Below are 16,196 nucleotides of genomic sequence, written 5' to 3' on the forward strand. Positions count from 1 at the left end.
CGTCTAGCCAGTACATTCAGTATACTCCGGTTCCACGGTGGGGATTGTTTCTTTAGAAAAGACAACAAAAAAGACCTCACGGATTCGCAAGGTCTTTTCTGTTTCTTTGTTACTTCTTCAGATGGTTCTTTAGGGATTAGAGGCCCCTAGAAGTTTAGAACCTGAAGGTTGCACGGAGTGCGCCGTAGAAGTTATCATCATCACCGATATCAGAGTCGTTGTCCGCATAGATAACAGCGGGTGTGAGAGTGAAATACTCATTAAGAGCTAGCTCGTAGTAAGCCTCAACCAAGAGAGGGTCGCGGTCCACGTTTGGAGAAATCGCTGCATAAGCACCTAGATTGCCACCAAACAGCTCAGGGAAGTTAATACCACCACCGTAGGAATCGAGATCACCATCCCCTTCAGCAGGTGTGTAAGCATAGTGACCAGCAACTTGAACACGACCGAAGTCTAGGTTAACCAAACCAGCAACAGTGTACTCAGGAGAGCCCTCACCATCTTGGTCACCATCGATGTAAGCAACAGCTGCGTCAATGAAACCATCAGTGAGGAAGTTTAGCTGAGCGATGTAGCTATAGTTGTTGAACAAGCCAGTATCATCTGGATCGATGAGATCGCCTGCCTCATCGAAGCCACGGTTGACGTTACCAGTATCAGTAGAGTAGCCAAGGTCTAGAACAAGGTTATCAGTGAACGCAATGTTCACACCTGCACCAAATGCGTCACCACCCTGATAGAGGTCGTAGAATTCGGGGCCACTAGCATCAGCTACAGCAGGGCCATCAAAAGGAACGATAGTGCTAGTAACGAAGTCGTCGGTTACAATGCTGTTCGCTGCGACGATACCGCTAAAGCGGTTGCCAATGGGAAAGCTGTAGAAAACATCGTCTAGACCAAGGTTGTCATCAACACCAGCTATTGGACCGCTCTGACTAGCCAAACCACCCTCTGTGTTGGCTAGTGCTCCTGCATCGTCAGACGCCTGCAAACGAATACGCAGTCTATCTTCGCCAGTAAAGCTAGTATCGAAGTTTAGACGAGCACGGTAATCAAACGTAGCATCAGCTTCTTCACCACCGACGTTGCCATCGCCAGCTTCAAGCGCTTCAGAAGGACCACCATCTAGAGCAGTACCGTCTGCGATTTCTGTAGTATCACCGAAAGGAACAACTAGATTGGCGTCTAACTGACCACGCAACTTAGTAGTCGTAGAGAACTGATTCGCCTCTAGCTCTGCTACGTCAGCTTCTAGCAAATCTGTACGACCGCGAAGGGTAGCTAGCTCGGCTGCAAACTCTTCTTGCAAACGCTGAACACCATCAATGTCACCACCGCCAATGAGCTGGATGACGACGTCTAAGCATGCGTTCAAACCAGCGGCAAACTCATAGCGAGTCATGGCGCGGTTACCACGGAAGGTACGGTCGGGGTAGCCTTCTAGACAGCCATACTCTTCTACCAAGCGCTGTAGCGCTGTGAACGCCCAGTCGCCTGCGCGTACATCTGACAGTTCAGAAACGCTGGTAACCTGTGCGAGCTGAATAGGCTCTGCAACCACTACTTCTGTATCTGTAGCTTCAACGTCAAAGCTTTCAACAGCGGCACTTTCAACTAGACTCTCTGCGGCTACGGCATTACCGGATACAGCTAGAACTGCACCGAAAGCAGCGGGCACGGCAAGCAATGCTTTCAAATTTTTCATTTTTTCTCTTATTCCTCACACTAATAAGCAAAAAAGTTTGACCCTGTTTGCCAGGCTGAAGGATGGCATCGAATACAGGCACTAAAGAACTTGCATACCAATACTTCTTCAACTTATCGGCAATGCTAACAGATCTATTTGGCCAGATACAATCCCTAAGGACACTTTTTAGACACTTTTTATTAGCGTCTGTCCAGACGGCTGTCATCGAACCAGCCATTCTATCTATTACCTGATGCTTATCTAAGAGGTCCTGTTGAGGCGAGGAGTGTCTGCAATGGGCTCACAGATAGCGATTCATAGCTCAAGGCAAACGGCTTTAAGAAGAGATTTTCGCAGGCTACAGCGCTACATATCATGTTGAATTGCAACCATCAGAATAAATTATCCAAGGCCCAACGCATCAATGCGCTCTAGCTTTATGTGCGCTAGTAGCTCTACCGGCTCAATATGAGCGCACGTCGTAATTGTTGTTCTCCATTTTTCAACAGAGTCTACAGGGAAGTTCAGATAATCATAGGTGAGGAATTGTAAGACTCTTAAAGGAGCTTTTAGGCATCAGCTCAATATGAAGAGATTTTCTCTTTAAAAAACTATCCGCTCCTACCCGTAGACTTTCGCTGCAGAAACTGAGCAAATGTCTTTTGGTAGGAGCGGTCTAGTCGGATCTTCAGGTCAAAACCAAACCGCCGGGAGGAACCCCTTGCACCTTAGCTAGAACTGATGTTTTAGCGAGTCCTAGAGGACAGCCCCGGCACACAGCCGGCTTACATCAACCTGAAGACCCACGCGCATATCACTAACGTTCATGGGCATCACCTCCTGTATTCCTAAACGGATTTTGTTTAGTGGACAAGCAGCCTTGACTGCTTGGCTACAAAGATAGCACGTCCCTATAAAAGTGTGCATAAAAAGTGCCTTGAAGCTGGATCGATGAAAGCAGTGCTGAACTGAACCCAACTTAGAACGGCACCTTTTTCTTAGCGTCGCGACCACTCTCAAAGTCTAGCTCCTTGAGTTTCTTCATGATGCGAGTGAAGTACTCTTGCAAGTAGTCCTCTAACATCGTAATCTCGCTTTTGTCGATCTCAAACGTTTCATAGACCTCTGCCATCGGCGCATCCATAGTGTTGCCACTAGCACTCACTTCTGTAAACGCTAGGCGATCGGCCAAGTCCCAAGTCCACTGGAAGAAAGCCGCTAGGTTACGAGCACCTCTTAGCAGCGCTGGCGGCATATTAGAGACATTGGCATTCTGTTCAGAAAGACGCTCACACAGTCTGATGATTTCGTAGGCACCCCAGGCCCTAGGGCCAGCTAATGGGAAAGTCTTATTTTCAGCCGCAGGTAGCTTCAGCGCTTTGACTGCAAACTTAGCAATGTCTTGACTATTCATGTATGCGATAGGACCAGCTTCGCCCATTACCCAAACGGACTGCCTTTCTAGTATGGGAATAGCGTACTGTCCCACTAACCCTTGCATGAAGCCACAGGGCCTAAAAATGGTGTAGTTCAATCCTGATTCTTTGAGAAAAGCTTCGACGCATTCCTTAATCTCCATCAACGGCACGTTAGGATACTCACCTGCGCCTAGAATAGAAAAGAATATAAAACGTTCAACTCCAGCTTCCTTGGCCGTTTTTATCAGCGCCACCTTACCGTGCCAATCGACGTCATAAATGCCCTCTTTCTCCGCAGGGCGAGAAGTCGCAGCATCGATAACGGCGTCTACATTTTCAAAGCAGGGCGGCAAACTACCTGGACCAGTCAGGTCTGCCTTAACAAGTTGGGCGCCCCACTCTCTAAGAAAGCTCGCTTTTTGAAAGTTCCGAACCAGACACTTAACTTCATAGCCTTCATCTAGAGCTCGGCGAACGATCTGCCTGCCTAAAGTGCCAGTTGCGCCAACGACTAATAAGACCATGAGTTAAGGTAAACAAAACTTAATATGCTTCTCAGTCTAGCAGAAGTCGTCGCTGACACAAATATCTCAGGACTGAATCGAGTGTGAGTCAGTCCTATCTTTTTCAGAGACGAACTTCATGCGTGTAAAGGTAAATAACTATTCTTCTCCGCCTTGTACTTTGAGCATTAAGAAGCCAACGCTAAGGCCAACTAGAATCATGCCAAATACCAACACTGCTGTAGAAAAAATTTCGCCGCCCATGTGCAACTATCTCCTGTTCTATCGTGAATATCTCTGAATATCAGGCCCATTTTAGAGCGTTTTGGAACCCCTCATGACATCGGTATCGACAACCGCACTCAATCCCTCTTGTTCGAAGCCCTCTCACTCGAAGAGTCCTCACAGTCAGCTAGCTGTGCCCTTAATCGATCCTCCCTCAACCCATCCTTCACGAAAACCTAGGCTTGTGGTCACTTTGGGCGATCCGGCAGGTATCGGTCCAGAAGTTGTGATTAAAGCCCTGAGTAATCCAACCTTTCTAGCGCGCGCAGATATCTCTGTGATTGGCAGTCGTCGTCTGTTTCAAAACACCTACACCCGTCTCGTTGCCGCTCATCCTCACCTTATTGAGCCGGATAGTCTGGCGTTTATTGATGTAGATGCTGACGTGCCATCGGCGATTACCGCTAGCATTATTCCAGGACTGGAAAGCATCAACAGTGGAGAGATTAGCTTTCGGACTTTGGAGAGCGCGATCGCTCGCACCTTGAAAGGTGAGTTCGATGGCATTGTTACCGCTCCAATTGCCAAGTCAGCCTGGCTAGCAGCGGGGCACAATTATCCCGGGCAGACCGAACTGCTCGCAGAGATGTCAAATACGCATCGATTCGGCATGCTATTCGTTGCTAAATCGCCCCAAAATGGCTGGCTCTTGAGAACATTGCTAGCAACCACACACATCCCATTGCAAGCAGTTCCGCAGGCGCTAACGCCTGAAGTAATGACCGCTAAGCTAGAGCTTTTGATCGATTGTTTGCAAAATGACTTCGGATTGAATGAGGCTAGAATTGCGATCGCAGGCTTAAATCCTCATAGCGGCGAACAAGGGCAGCTAGGCACAGAAGAACAAGACTGGCTAATTCCGTGGATCAAAGACCAACAGCAGCGATTTACTCATATCCAATTAGACGGGCCGATTCCGCCAGATACAATGTGGGTCAACCCTGGCCAAGCTTGGCATGGTTCGAGTACTGACTCGAACAGCCATCAACACAGAGCACACGATGGCTACCTAGCGCTTTACCACGACCAGGGGTTAATACCAGTCAAACTGCTTGCCTTTGATCTAGCTGTCAACACGACCATCGGACTACCCTTCATTCGCACGTCGCCTGACCACGGAACCGCTTTTGACATTGTGGGAAAAGGACTCGCTCGTCCGCAAAGTACAGAAGCTGCGTTGGACTTAGCGATTGAACTGGCCACTCAGCGCCTACGGAAATCGCAATAGCTCAAAAATCAAGAGTGCTCAGAAGTGCTCTAGACAGGTACTCAAAACAAGCGTAACTGCTCTAGAGGCTGCTCTAAGTGCATCCAAGGCAAAGGGGGTACCTTCACGTTTGCGGCTTCTAACATCGTTTGAAAATGCCGAGCGACTCTAGGCGACTCTACTTCCATCGGGCAGTGTACAAAAAAGTAAACCTGCGTCCCGATGCTCAGCCATTCGTCAACTTTGCTTACCCACTCCGCTAGATAGCCCTGATTGCGGACTATGTGTGGATGGCTGATGTAGCGAACAATTGCGAAGTCGCTCGTTACTTGGGGCTGCAAAGGAACCTTTGGCTTTCGCCGAGTAGAGTACATTTGCGGATCGATATCACCTTCGTCTTCATGAACGTACATCATCCGGCTATCTAGCAATACCTGGCCTACATTTAGAGTTGTCAATAGCACTCTCAGTCGATCTACGAAGGGTGGCCGAAACCAATCTAGGTGCCGCACTTCTACGGCCACTGGCGTAGACTCTTTGGACAAAGCTTCTAGAAAGTTCTTTAGATCGTTAAATGCAGCCGGAGAATAGCTTGGCGGCAGCTGAATCATAATCGGACCTAGGCGAGTACCTAATCCTTGCTGCATCAAGGACAAGAAAGACTGCGCTGCTGGTAAATGTGCCACCAATGGACCCGCGTGAGTAACCTGGCGAGGCAGCTTTGGACAAAAGCGAAAGCCTGAAGGCGTATTGTCCGACCAGCGCTTCACCACCTCTAGCGAAGGCACCGAATAAAAGGTTGTATTACCTTCTACACCTAACATTCGCTCGCCATAGAGCCTCAAAAAGTTTGTTGGCTGACTCTTTGCTGGATAGAAGCTACCCACCCAGTCTTTGAACGCCCAAACGGCACAGCCCAGTCGAAAGTTGAGCGGGTCTGACCACGGTTCTTGCTTTACTGCACTCAAGTCAGCCATATACCACTTAGCTACCACCTTTAGCCGCTATCAGCTTTAGCTATGTACCCACGCAGCTTAAGCGATCTGAAAACGCAGCGCTTGAAGCTTTCTGTCAGTACCTATCTCTCAGCAGACTGTCAGAATTTATCCGACTAGCCTCTATATATTAGGAGTAAAATTGTCGCCATCTTAAAAACAGACTATGGTCTTTCCTCGTATTCGTCCCGAGTGGCAGCTCTTGGAGCATCAGGCTACTGCTGAGAGTGTCTTCTATAATCGCAAGCGTTCTAGAAGGCAGTTCTTAAAGGCGGCGGCTGGCGTAGGAATTGGCATGGGAAGCGCGATCGCCCTCAATAGCTGTCGCCCCCCACTCAGTGAAGATGATCGCGACGACTTTGAAGCAACGCTTGGACGCAAGCTTTCAAACTTTCGTACTCATCCCGATTTTGAGTCACTTGCTGATAGTCCCATTACAGAACAGCAGTATGCCAGTCGATTCAACAACTTCTATGAATTTGGCGGAACTAAAGACATTTGGCGCCAAGCCCAAGCCCTTCCTTCTGAAGACTGGAAGCTGAGTGTTGGTGGCCTCGTAAACCAGCCCAAAACCTACGATGCCGACGATCTTCTCAACACGTTCGACTTAGAAGAGAGAATCTATCGGTTCCGTTGTGTCGAAGCTTGGGCGATGGTCGTTCCGTGGTTAGGATTTCCCATGAAGAAGCTGATTGAAGCCGTAGATCCAAAGCCTGAAGCCAAATTCGTCCGGTTTGAATCTTTCTTTGATCCTAGCGTCATGTCTGGCCCTAATCTTTCATTATCTAGTCTGCCTTGGCCCTATCATGAAGGCTTACGCATCGAAGAAATGGCAAACGAGTTGGCCTTCTTTGCGGTAGGTATCTATGGTCGCACGCTACCCAAGCAGCACGGTGCGCCTATCCGGATGGTGCTGCCTTGGAAATATGGGTTCAAAGGCGCAAAGTCCATTGTCAAGATAGACTTCGTTGCTGAGCAGCCCACGACCTACTGGAACATTATTTCGCCCAACGAATACGGGTTCGAGGCGAATGTGAATCCTCAGGTTCCTCATCCCAGATGGTCACAGACTCAAGAACGCTTGATGGGCGAAGGCAACGATTGGGATTGGGAAAAGCAGCCTACCCGCTTGTACAACGGGTATGGTGATTATGTTGCCAAGCTGTATGTCTGATGTGACTAGATGTCTGATGTGACTAGATGTCTGATGTGACTGACTAACGTGACTAAGATACTTTTTATTGAGAGGGGCCACTATGCATGAGCACATCGCTATTCCTGATTATCCAGCAGTTACCTGGGCTTTCATCTACCGAGGGATGAAAGTTGAGGTAACCAAGTCTACGCACCACGAGCAACAGATCTATTCAGCTTGGGTAACCTACGACACTGGCAGCGCCGTGGCTGTACCGAGAGCAGATAGCCCAGAACGCGCGATCGCCCAGGCTAAGAAATGGATACACACTCACTTCGATTGGCAATAACACCTAGACGCTTTGCTGCAGGCATAGACTTGCCAGACTTGATATATCTACGTATATCCATGTAATTACACAGATACAAACATCACCTACTGGGAACATTTAGTACGTAGCTTAGCGAAGCATGAGTCGACAGAGTACTCAAAGCCGTACGGGGTTCCTATGGATACAGATACATCTTCAGTCACTACTTATCTGGTTGACTACGCAGCCGAGGGCGACGAACTGACCGATCTACTAAAAGCGCTTATTCCCTCTGGGCTAAGCGAACTAGACCTTGCCCACGCACCCAAAAGCGTGCCCTCAAGAGCTTCTATCAAGGCTATTCGCATCCCTTGTAAGCTGCGTAAGTCCCTGAGTGCCTAAACCCGACAGCTATCCTAAAAGCTATCCTAGAACTGCCTCAAGAATCTCAGATCGCTCTTGTAAAGGCGTCTGATATCGTCAATTTTACTCTGGACCATGGCCAAACGCTCTACACCTAAGCCCGCTGCGAACCCGGAATAAGTCTCGGGGTCGCAACCCACCGCCTTGAGCACATTAGGATCAATCATGCCGCAGCCCATCACCTCTAACCACTGACCTTGCCAACGAACATCCACTTCCGCAGAAGGCTCGGTAAAGGGAAAATAACTGGGGCGAAAACGGACTTCAATATCGCCAAACAGCGCTTCCAAAAATAGTTGGACTGTACCGCGCAAGTCGGTGAAAGTGATGTCTTTATCGACCGCAAAAAACTCAATTTGATGAAAGACCGCAGAGTGGGTCGCATCAACTGTATCGCGACGGTAGCAGCGCCCAGAAGCTAGGACTCGCATCGGTGGCTGGTTATTCTCCATGTAGCGAATTTGCGTATTAGATGTATGAGTACGCATGAGCTGACCGCCAGGTAGATACAGCGTGTCTTGCATATCGCGAGCAGGATGATCTGGCAAGAAATTCAGCGCTTCAAAGTTGTAATAGTCACTTTCAATTTCTTGGCTTTGGGCAACGGTATAGCCAAGCCCAACAAAGATATCAGTGATTTGGTCGATGATGCTATTAATTGGATGAACTCGGCCTTGAGGCGCGTAGACACCTGGCATCGTTACATCTATAGTCTCGGCAGCTAGCTGAGCCTGCATCTCGGCAGCTTGTAACTCTGACTTGCGCTGATCAATAGCCGACTGCAAAGCGCTCTTAGCCTGATTTGCCGTAGCGCCAACCTTGGGCCGCTCGCTGGCTGAAAGCTTACCCATGCCACCTAATACTTTAGAAAGATCACCTTTCTTTCCTAAATATCTAACGCGGGCTGCCTCTACCTCTTCTAGGCTACTAGCGGCGATAATATCTGCTATGGCACTCTGCTGGACGGCACTGAGCTGAGATTCGATTTCGGTTGAGGTGGTGGCGCTCACGGCTACTCCAAACAAGATTTAAACAAGCAGGCTATAGAGAACCTACTAATTGTGCAAATTAGTCTATGTTAACCTGCCAGAGAGGTCTAGCCCATAGGGACCTTCACAAGGAAGTAAGCTATGAAGATATTGGTGAGCAACGACGATGGTGTGTTCGCGTTGGGAATTAGAACGCTGGCAAATAAGTTGGCAAAGGCTGGTCACCAAGTAACCGTGGTTTGCCCTGACCGAGAACGATCAGCAACAGGACACGGATTGACCCTGCATGAACCACTTCGGGTAGAGCAGGCAGAAGGTGTCTTTGACCCAGAGGTAACGGCGTGGGCCTGCTCTGGAACACCATCGGACTGTGTGAAGTTAGCACTAGACGCACTGCTGCTAGAAAAACCAGACTTTCTAGTATCAGGAATCAATCACGGAGCTAATTTAGGAACGGATGTGCTGTATTCCGGCACAGTATCAGCAGCAATGGAGGGGGTACTAGAAGGCGTGAGCGCGATCGCGATTAGTCTGCTTAGCGGCTACCCTAACTTTCAGCCTGCCGCTAATTTTGCCGTTCATCTGATCACAGCGCTAGAAACGCAACCGTTATCTCTGCCGGTGCTCTTGAATGTCAATATTCCACCTGTAGAAGTTGCGAAGATTCAGCCGCCAGTCATCACCCATCAAGGCGTACGACGATACTTCGATCAATTTGAGAAACGGGTCGATCCTAGAGGCAGGATCTATTACTGGCTAGCAGGGGAGATTATGGAGGAAGAAGATGCTGAAATTCCAATGCCAGTCGAGCAGGCATTTAGCTCGCCGAGTCACACTGTATTGAGTAGAGCTTTGATAGAAGTCGGCCAGCGGTTTATGACAGACGTGCAGGCCATCAAGAAAAACCACATCACGATCACCCCACTTCAAGGAAATTTAACGGCCTATACAGCGTTGCCGTCTATTGACGCATGGAAGCAGCAAAGCTTGAAAGAAGTACCGGGTACTGCAAAATATTAGGATTTGATGTACTTATGTAACGCAGCTCAAGGTTTGTAAAGATTTGTATTTCCTTGCTGCCAGGGGTGTTGAGGATAATCATGAGAAGATTGTAACGGATTGTTGCTTTGTTTTTAATAAAGCGGACTAGATGACGGGACTTCTCGTAGTCTTGTATCACTGACCACAGAAAGGGTCAGTTGCTGTATTAAGAAGAAGGAGAGCTTAATGCTTGACGCTTTCTCTAGAGCCGTTGTTTCGGCCGACTCTAAGACCGCTACTATCGGTGGCGACGAACTCGAAGCGCTAAAGGGCTTTGTTTCCGAAGGAAACAAGCGTCTAGACGCTGTTAATGCGATCGCTTCCAACGCTAGCTGTATCGTTTCTGATGCTGTTTCTGGCATGATCTGCGAGAACACTGGCTTGATCCAGGCAGGTGGTAACTGCTATCCCACTCGTCGCATGGCCGCTTGCCTGCGCGATGGTGAGATCGTTTTGCGCTATGTCACTTACGCTTTGCTTGCAGGTGATGCTTCCGTACTCGATGATCGTTGCCTAAACGGTTTGAAAGAAACTTACGCTGCACTAGGCGTACCCACTGGTTCTGCTGCCCGGGCAGTCAACATCATGAAGGCTTCTAGTATCGCTCACCTCAAGGGAACTAACAGCCCCGAAGCTGGTGGTACTCGCTATAACAAGAACGATGCGCCAGAAGGAGACTGCTCTGCTCTAGCTTCTGAAGCTGCTGGCTATTTTGATCGCGTTGTATCGGCTCTTTCCTAATCGCCTTATGGCAATTAGCTTTTGAGTTTATTTAACTAACCGATCAAACATAACTAACTTTGGAGATTTGAGAAATGAAATCAGTTGTTACTTCCGCTATTGCTTCGGCTGATGCTGCCGGACGCTTCCCTGGCTCTGCTGATCTGCAGGCCGTTCAAGGTGGATTGCAGCGTGCCGCTGCTCGCCTAGAAGCCGCTGAGAAGCTCAATTCTGGTCTAGACCAGGTTGCTCAAGAAGCTTATGATGCTGCTTTTAAGAAGTATCCTTACCTCACTAACGAAGGTGAAGCAGGCGGCAACCAGGGTAAGAAGGACAAGTGCCTTCGCGACATCAAGCACTACCTACGCCTGATCAACTACTGCCTAGTTGTTGGCGGCACAGGTCCTCTAGACGAGTGGGGCATTGCTGGTGCACGTGAAGTGTATCGTTCCTTGAACTTGCCAACAGCGCCTTATGTAACTGCTATGCAGTTCACTCGTGATCGCGCTTGTGCTCCTCGTGACATGTCCCCTCAGGCTCTCACTGAGTTCCGTGCGCTGCTTGACTACGTGATCAACTCACTCTCATAGATCGCGCTCGTAGAGCTAGCAACTCGTAGAGCTGGCAAGTTGTAGCTCTTGCCTACACTTGTTAGCTCTATCTAGCAACTCTATGGAGAAAAGTAAGCAGACAAGAGTGAGCCTGGTTCAGTTCCCTGACCTATTGCTTGAAAGACGTTAAAAAAAGCGTGAAACGTTAAAGACTAAAAGCTCCTGGCTAATGCCTTTGTGATAGGGATTTCCCAGGAGTTTTTTTGTGTTGTATTATCTTTACTGATCCGTTGCCATGGTCGCCGACTCTGTTTTTAATCAGCTTAAGCATCCTAATCCAGCTATGCGGCAGCGGGCCATGATAGAGATTGTAGATAATCGTGACGAGCAGACTATTCCTAAGCTCATGGCAGCGCTAGGAGAAGACGATGTAGTCTATCGGCGCGCCTGTGTAAAGACCCTGGGTGCGATCGGCATGGCCTCTGTTCCCAGAGTAGTCGAACAGATGATTAATAGCGAGAACGACACAGTGCGAGCTAGCTGTGCAAAAGCAATGGCTCAAATTGCGGTTTACCATCCAGACGAGCCTTTTCCTATCGAAGGTTTAGACGGATTGCGGCAGGCAATGAATGATCCATATCCAGTTGTGCAGATTGCTTCAGTAATGTCGCTAGGGGAAGTCGGTGTGCCGGCTGTTGACACGCTGCTAGAGGCGCTAAAGACAACAGATAACGTGGCGATCGCCCTTACTATCACAAACACCCTAGGCTCCATTGGAGATCCTCGAGCGCTTGAAGTCTTGCGTCAGTTAATTACCGATGATTCGGTCGATAGCTACATCAGGGAAACCGCTGAAAGTGCGCTACCTCGTTTAGAGCAGATAATAGCAACAAAAGAGGCAAAAGGCAGCCTACGAACTCAATAAGCCTACGCAGCTCCACAATCTTCCCTACAAACTCTATCCCTACAAACTCTATAGGGTCTTACAAACTCTCTACAAAAGTCTAAGCTGTTGACTGTCTTCTGTTTCGACGCTGAGCAAATCTTCTTTTTCTTCTTTCTCTATAGTCTTATCACCGTTCGGGTCTTGGTTCAAAAGCGATTGCGCCGCTTGTAGAATATCTGGAGCGATCGCAACTAAATCTTTTCGATTATCCAAATAAGCCTGTAGCGCATTCATTGGCAGCAGCGTATTATCTGTTCCTAGTTCAGGCAGCCTTGGCCTAGAGGTCATGCTAACAAGCTGTGGTTGGATCGTATAGCTATGCGCCGCGGCTAATACCTCACCAATAACAGCATTATCTATCATCTCTATTTGACTAGCAGTGGCCTGATAAATTACTCTGACTACCGCTTGCGTGATTGCTGCCTGCTCAATTGCTTCTATCAAGTACGACTGCGGATTCTCTACTTTTGTTAGGTCAACTTCTACAGTTCTAAACGCCCGTGCTGGTAAAGGTTGAAATTCTGCGGTTGTTTTTCCCTGACTAATCTCTACAAGGACATAGCCTTTTTCTTCCTTTTCCTCACTAAAATCTACCCGTTCAATGCTGCCAGGATAGATAGCCAAGGGAGATTGGTTGACCTGCTGATACTTATGGACGTGACCCAAGGCAATATAGTCAAAGCAGTCGCGAGCAAGAATCGCCATAGGTACTGTAAATCCTTTACCAACCGCTAGGATTTTTTCTGCGCCATAGCGGGCAGTATCTGTCATTACATGCGCTAATAGTACCGTTGGCAGCGCTTTGTCTAATTTGCGAATCTCTCCTTCTAAAACAATTCGTAGCTTCTCTAATAGCAGCTCGCTGACCTCTTCCATCGAAAGTCCTTGAGTCTCTGGGCGGGTGAGCAGCGTAGAGCGGGTGAGCCAAGGAAGCGTTACGATTTGAATGGGGCCCCTTTTAGTTTCGATCCGATGCGTCGTTAGGGTATCTCCTACAATAAATCCTGGAACGCCGAGGGTGCGGTAGATACAAAGACTAGCTCCGCCTGCACCTTGAGCATGCTGGTCGTGATTGCCCACCAATAGAACAGTCGGGATTTTGGCGTCGACTAGGCGGCAGAATTCCTTGGCAAATGCCTGTTGTATATAAGGCGGCGGGGTCGCATCAGGAAAGGCATCGCCGCCAAAAAGAACCAGATCCACTTTCTGGGCGATCGCATTGTCTACGCATTTGCTTAGCGCGCGCGAAAAGTCTTCTAGTCTTGTATTCAATCCTGTTTCTGGGTTAATCCGGCCATGACTAAAGCCACTGCCCATGTGAGTATCTGATAAATGCAGAATTTTAACCATGAATCAAGCTAGAAGCGCAGAACTTGTACAAAAGAGAAACTTGCTTATATTTTATACGCAATGGCAAACGCACCTGATGTGACTACTCTAGCACTCATCGTTTTAACCCAGCGTCTAATCTATGCTATCGCCTCTCCTTAAAGATTTTCTTTAGTTGATAAAACGTGGGTAGAACAGCCGTAGGAGTTGTTAGTGACTCTACTTATTAGAATTCTATTAACTTGTGAATATTGTCGTTAGTCGGCGCTAAAGGTTCTCCTTTTATCGGCAAATCAAGCTTGGTGTAATTATGTTGGTGTAATTATGTTGAAAGCCAAGAATCTTTCTCTTTACTTGTACACTTTCATCGGCTTCTAGCGATTAATCAAGTTTGTAGATAGTGGGAGGAAGACAGTGACAGTTGTACCTTCATGCGCTGTAGAGCTAATGGTCATACTGCCCTGGTGAGCTTCAACAATGCGTTTAGTAATTGCTAATCCTAGACCATTACCATTGGCTTTCGTAGAGACAAAAGGCTGAGTAAGCTTCGGAAGAACTTCGGGCGGAATCGGATCGCCACCATTATGAACTTGGATTTCGATCAGTTGTTGAGAGGTACGCTGCAACTGCCAAGTAACCGTTTCTTTGGCTGGAATGGCTTCGCAGGCATTAGTGACTAAATTAATTAATACCTGTTTGAGCTTGTCACGATCACCCTTGACCACCAATGACTCTGACGGCGTGGTCAGCTGTATATTTTTATCTACTGCCGCTGGCGAGTCTTGTAGTGAACCGAGTAACTCTCTTGATAAGTCGTTAATTTCAATCGCTTCTTCAGCTAGCTTTTGTTCTTTAGAATAGGCCAAGATCTCATTGAGTAGCCGCTTTAATCGCTCCGATTCTTCCATAGCAAGAGATAGCCGCATCTTTCCTCTAGGCGGCAGTTCCATGGTCTGGAAAGTAGAAAGTGCCATATATACAGTTGTAAAAGGATTACGAACCTCGTGGACAATCATGGCAGCAAGTTGACCAATCTCTGCCAGGCGCGCTTGTGCTTTCTCTGCCTGCTTGCGATCGCTGATATCTCGTACTAGCGCCAGTGCCTGCTGCGCACCCGTCATCTTTATAAAACTAGCCCGGATCTCTACAGGATAACAACTGCCATCTTTGCGGCGGTGAACGCTTTCTATAGTGATAGGCATCCCAGCCTGTAGCCTTTGCCAAAGTAAGTCATAGTCTTGAGGTGTGAACGCCGGGTTAATCTCAAATAGGCGACACTGAATTAATTCAGAGCGCTCATAATTCAAACTATCCAGGGCAAACTGGTTAACATTCAAGATTCTTGCATCTTGATCTAAAACAAAGATTGATTCTGCTGCCTGTTCTACTAACGTGCGAAAGCGGTTTTCACTATCTCTAAGCTGGTTTTCTGCCTGCTGACGCTGTGCGATGTTAGTAGAAATTCGCTCAAACATTTGCTGAAAAGCACAAATAACCGCCCCTATCTCGTCTTTCTTGTACCGATAACGAAGCGACTTGAACGGCTGCATTGTCGTATTCTCTTCATTTAGAGCAGCGGGCGCTGCCTCTAGTAAATCATCGTTTAGCGCGAGTATAGGTGAGATCAATACAGCCCGTAAAACCACCATTGTAGTCAGCGTAACTACAACTGAAATAAGCAGGACTAACCCGAAGATACGCCAGACAAACGCGCCGACCTCCCGCCGTACGCTGGTAGTATCGTGGTTGATCACCACCCAGTGAGGAATCCCAACTAGGGGAAACGATTGAGCTGTCTCGTATCTATCCAAATTAGGATTGAAGTCTACCGCATCTTCTTCAGCTGAGAAGTCTGAAAACGTCATAGTCGGCGCTTCGCCGAAGCTGCCGATTAGCTCACCCCTAGCGTTATAGAGGCTCCCACCTACCACAACAGGAATGGCTTCTAGCCGACTGAGCTTTGCAAGTAGTTGATTAGGAAAGACAACTTCATCAGTCGTTTTCACATCCACTGTGGCGACCTTTAAACTAGCTAAAGATTGCTGCCTTAGCCCTTCTAGCAGTTCTTGCTGACGACGCATGACAGATGGAATCAGGATAAGTCCTTCAATCGCAACGATGCTTCCGAAAACGGAAAGTACGATTTTCTGAGAAAGTCGCGATCGCAAGAAACTTAGCAGATCTACTTTGGGCCTAGGTGGTGTGGAGGATGGCACAGTTTCTTAAGACCTCACTTCTAGAGGCTTCTTGGTAGCTTCACTGATAGAGTGATAGAGATAAAGTAATCGAATTAGAATTATATGCGCTTTCGTGAAAGGAAGCCGAACAAGAGGACATTCCATATAAATAGTCCACACAAAGCAAACGTGATCGATAGCTAGAGCGACTATCGCAGATTAAGTGTTTATACGGTATAATTCATCAAACGCTGATGATGTGACCCCGTTCGATCAAGTTCTGTTTGCTGATATTCTCTTCAGGAATACAAGCGTTCTCATAGTATGTTACCTCTCACGTATAGCCTGTTAGAGATATGGGAAGAGCCTGCACCTTTGTATAAACTTTGTCTAATTTGTCTGAATATATCGCTTTATGGAATGCAGCGTTATAGAGGATGAGACTGCTGAAGATAGCAGCTTTTGATGATAGTAGCCTAG

General features: G+C 47.9%; 15 protein-coding genes. 8 read left to right on the plus strand and 7 right to left on the minus strand.

The annotated features are described in order from the left end of the window. Positions 1-154: 154 nt before the first annotated feature. From S7335_RS03465 to S7335_RS26605, 3 genes are all read right to left on the minus strand, one after another. On the minus strand, positions 155-1,705 hold the full coding sequence (locus S7335_RS03465; protein WP_006456559.1) for an iron uptake porin: 1,551 nt from the start codon (positions 1,703-1,705) through the stop codon (positions 155-157). A gap of 961 nt (positions 1,706-2,666) precedes the next feature. Then, positions 2,667-3,629, minus strand: a complete 963-nt coding sequence (locus tag S7335_RS03470) for an SDR family oxidoreductase (RefSeq protein WP_006457559.1) — start codon at positions 3,627-3,629, stop codon at positions 2,667-2,669. Positions 3,630-3,767: 138 nt separating this feature from the next. Continuing rightward, on the minus strand, positions 3,768-3,872 hold the full coding sequence (locus S7335_RS26605) for a PetM family cytochrome b6-f complex subunit 7 (RefSeq protein ID WP_071776904.1): 105 nt from the start codon (positions 3,870-3,872) through the stop codon (positions 3,768-3,770). Between the two features lie 73 nt (positions 3,873-3,945). On the opposite strand from S7335_RS26605, the gene pdxA reads away from it, so the two are divergent. Continuing rightward, positions 3,946-5,121, plus strand: coding sequence for a 4-hydroxythreonine-4-phosphate dehydrogenase PdxA (gene pdxA / locus S7335_RS03475; protein WP_006455304.1), 1,176 nt, complete (start codon positions 3,946-3,948; stop codon positions 5,119-5,121). 41 nt (positions 5,122-5,162) lie between these two features. Here pdxA and S7335_RS03480 read toward each other — a convergent pair whose 3' ends face one another. Then, the gene (locus S7335_RS03480; RefSeq protein WP_050765761.1) at positions 5,163-6,077 is read right to left on the minus strand and encodes a DUF72 domain-containing protein; all 915 of its coding nucleotides are present in this window, start codon (positions 6,075-6,077) and stop codon (positions 5,163-5,165) included. Between the two features lie 184 nt (positions 6,078-6,261). On the opposite strand from S7335_RS03480, the gene msrP reads away from it, so the two are divergent. From msrP to S7335_RS03495, 3 genes are all read left to right on the plus strand, one after another. Beyond that, positions 6,262-7,269 (plus strand): protein-methionine-sulfoxide reductase catalytic subunit MsrP, encoded by a 1,008-nt coding sequence (msrP, locus tag S7335_RS03485; protein ID WP_006455646.1) that lies wholly within the window; start codon positions 6,262-6,264, stop codon positions 7,267-7,269. Between the two features lie 82 nt (positions 7,270-7,351). Next, a complete protein-coding gene (locus S7335_RS03490) occupies positions 7,352-7,579 on the plus strand; it encodes a hypothetical protein (protein ID WP_006455498.1) in 228 nt (75 codons plus the stop codon). 159 nt (positions 7,580-7,738) lie between these two features. Continuing rightward, complete coding sequence (locus S7335_RS03495; protein ID WP_006455160.1) at positions 7,739-7,942, plus strand: hypothetical protein; 204 nt, start codon at positions 7,739-7,741, stop codon at positions 7,940-7,942. Positions 7,943-7,968: 26 nt separating this feature from the next. Here the strand turns inward: S7335_RS03495 and pheS are convergent, their stop codons facing one another. Continuing rightward, complete coding sequence (pheS, locus tag S7335_RS03500; protein ID WP_006454381.1) at positions 7,969-8,973, minus strand: phenylalanine--tRNA ligase subunit alpha; 1,005 nt, start codon at positions 8,971-8,973, stop codon at positions 7,969-7,971. A 120-nt stretch (positions 8,974-9,093) separates the two neighbouring features. On the opposite strand from pheS, the gene surE reads away from it, so the two are divergent. The 4 genes from surE (at position 9,094) to S7335_RS03520 (ending at position 12,189) form a co-directional block, all read left to right on the plus strand. After that, a complete protein-coding gene (gene surE, locus S7335_RS03505) occupies positions 9,094-9,972 on the plus strand; it encodes a 5'/3'-nucleotidase SurE (RefSeq protein ID WP_006457580.1) in 879 nt (292 codons plus the stop codon). A 207-nt stretch (positions 9,973-10,179) separates the two neighbouring features. Then, a complete protein-coding gene (locus S7335_RS03510) occupies positions 10,180-10,734 on the plus strand; it encodes a bleomycin hydrolase (RefSeq protein ID WP_006454729.1) in 555 nt (184 codons plus the stop codon). Between the two features lie 74 nt (positions 10,735-10,808). Continuing rightward, positions 10,809-11,303: a bleomycin hydrolase gene (locus S7335_RS03515; protein WP_006455006.1), complete on the plus strand. Its 495-nt coding sequence runs from the start codon at positions 10,809-10,811 to the stop codon at positions 11,301-11,303. Positions 11,304-11,559: 256 nt separating this feature from the next. Continuing rightward, positions 11,560-12,189 (plus strand): HEAT repeat domain-containing protein, encoded by a 630-nt coding sequence (locus tag S7335_RS03520; RefSeq protein WP_006454697.1) that lies wholly within the window; start codon positions 11,560-11,562, stop codon positions 12,187-12,189. A gap of 69 nt (positions 12,190-12,258) precedes the next feature. Here S7335_RS03520 and sbcD read toward each other — a convergent pair whose 3' ends face one another. Both sbcD and S7335_RS03530 read right to left on the minus strand, forming a co-directional pair. Beyond that, entirely contained in the window at positions 12,259-13,560 is a 1,302-nt protein-coding gene (gene sbcD, locus S7335_RS03525) for an exonuclease subunit SbcD (RefSeq protein WP_071776905.1), read from the minus strand. Between the two features lie 353 nt (positions 13,561-13,913). Next, the gene (locus tag S7335_RS03530; RefSeq protein ID WP_006455243.1) at positions 13,914-15,755 is read right to left on the minus strand and encodes a nitrogen regulation protein NR(II); all 1,842 of its coding nucleotides are present in this window, start codon (positions 15,753-15,755) and stop codon (positions 13,914-13,916) included. Positions 15,756-16,196 lie beyond the last annotated feature (441 nt).

It is taken from the genome of Synechococcus sp. PCC 7335 (assembly GCF_000155595.1).
Taxonomy (GTDB): Bacteria; Cyanobacteriota; Cyanobacteriia; order Phormidesmidales; family Phormidesmidaceae; genus Phormidesmis.

Bases quoted from the DNA above. Each gene is read 5' to 3' on its own strand.
- surE (WP_006457580.1), top strand. From the start codon at position 9,094: ATGAAGATATTGGTGAGCAACGACGATGGTGTGTTCGCGTTGGGAATT.
- msrP (WP_006455646.1), top strand. From the start codon at position 6,262: ATGGTCTTTCCTCGTATTCGTCCCGAGTGGCAGCTCTTGGAGCATCAG.
- S7335_RS03510 (WP_006454729.1), top strand. From the start codon at position 10,180: ATGCTTGACGCTTTCTCTAGAGCCGTTGTTTCGGCCGACTCTAAGACC.
- S7335_RS03480 (WP_050765761.1), bottom strand. From the start codon at position 6,077: ATGGCTGACTTGAGTGCAGTAAAGCAAGAACCGTGGTCAGACCCGCTC.
- pdxA (WP_006455304.1), top strand. From the start codon at position 3,946: ATGACATCGGTATCGACAACCGCACTCAATCCCTCTTGTTCGAAGCCC.
- S7335_RS26605 (WP_071776904.1), bottom strand. From the start codon at position 3,872: ATGGGCGGCGAAATTTTTTCTACAGCAGTGTTGGTATTTGGCATGATT.
- S7335_RS03520 (WP_006454697.1), top strand. From the start codon at position 11,560: ATGGTCGCCGACTCTGTTTTTAATCAGCTTAAGCATCCTAATCCAGCT.
- S7335_RS03465 (WP_006456559.1), bottom strand. From the start codon at position 1,705: ATGAAAAATTTGAAAGCATTGCTTGCCGTGCCCGCTGCTTTCGGTGCA.
- S7335_RS03490 (WP_006455498.1), top strand. From the start codon at position 7,352: ATGCATGAGCACATCGCTATTCCTGATTATCCAGCAGTTACCTGGGCT.
- S7335_RS03495 (WP_006455160.1), top strand. From the start codon at position 7,739: ATGGATACAGATACATCTTCAGTCACTACTTATCTGGTTGACTACGCA.
- S7335_RS03470 (WP_006457559.1), bottom strand. From the start codon at position 3,629: ATGGTCTTATTAGTCGTTGGCGCAACTGGCACTTTAGGCAGGCAGATC.
- sbcD (WP_071776905.1), bottom strand. From the start codon at position 13,560: ATGGTTAAAATTCTGCATTTATCAGATACTCACATGGGCAGTGGCTTT.
- S7335_RS03515 (WP_006455006.1), top strand. From the start codon at position 10,809: ATGAAATCAGTTGTTACTTCCGCTATTGCTTCGGCTGATGCTGCCGGA.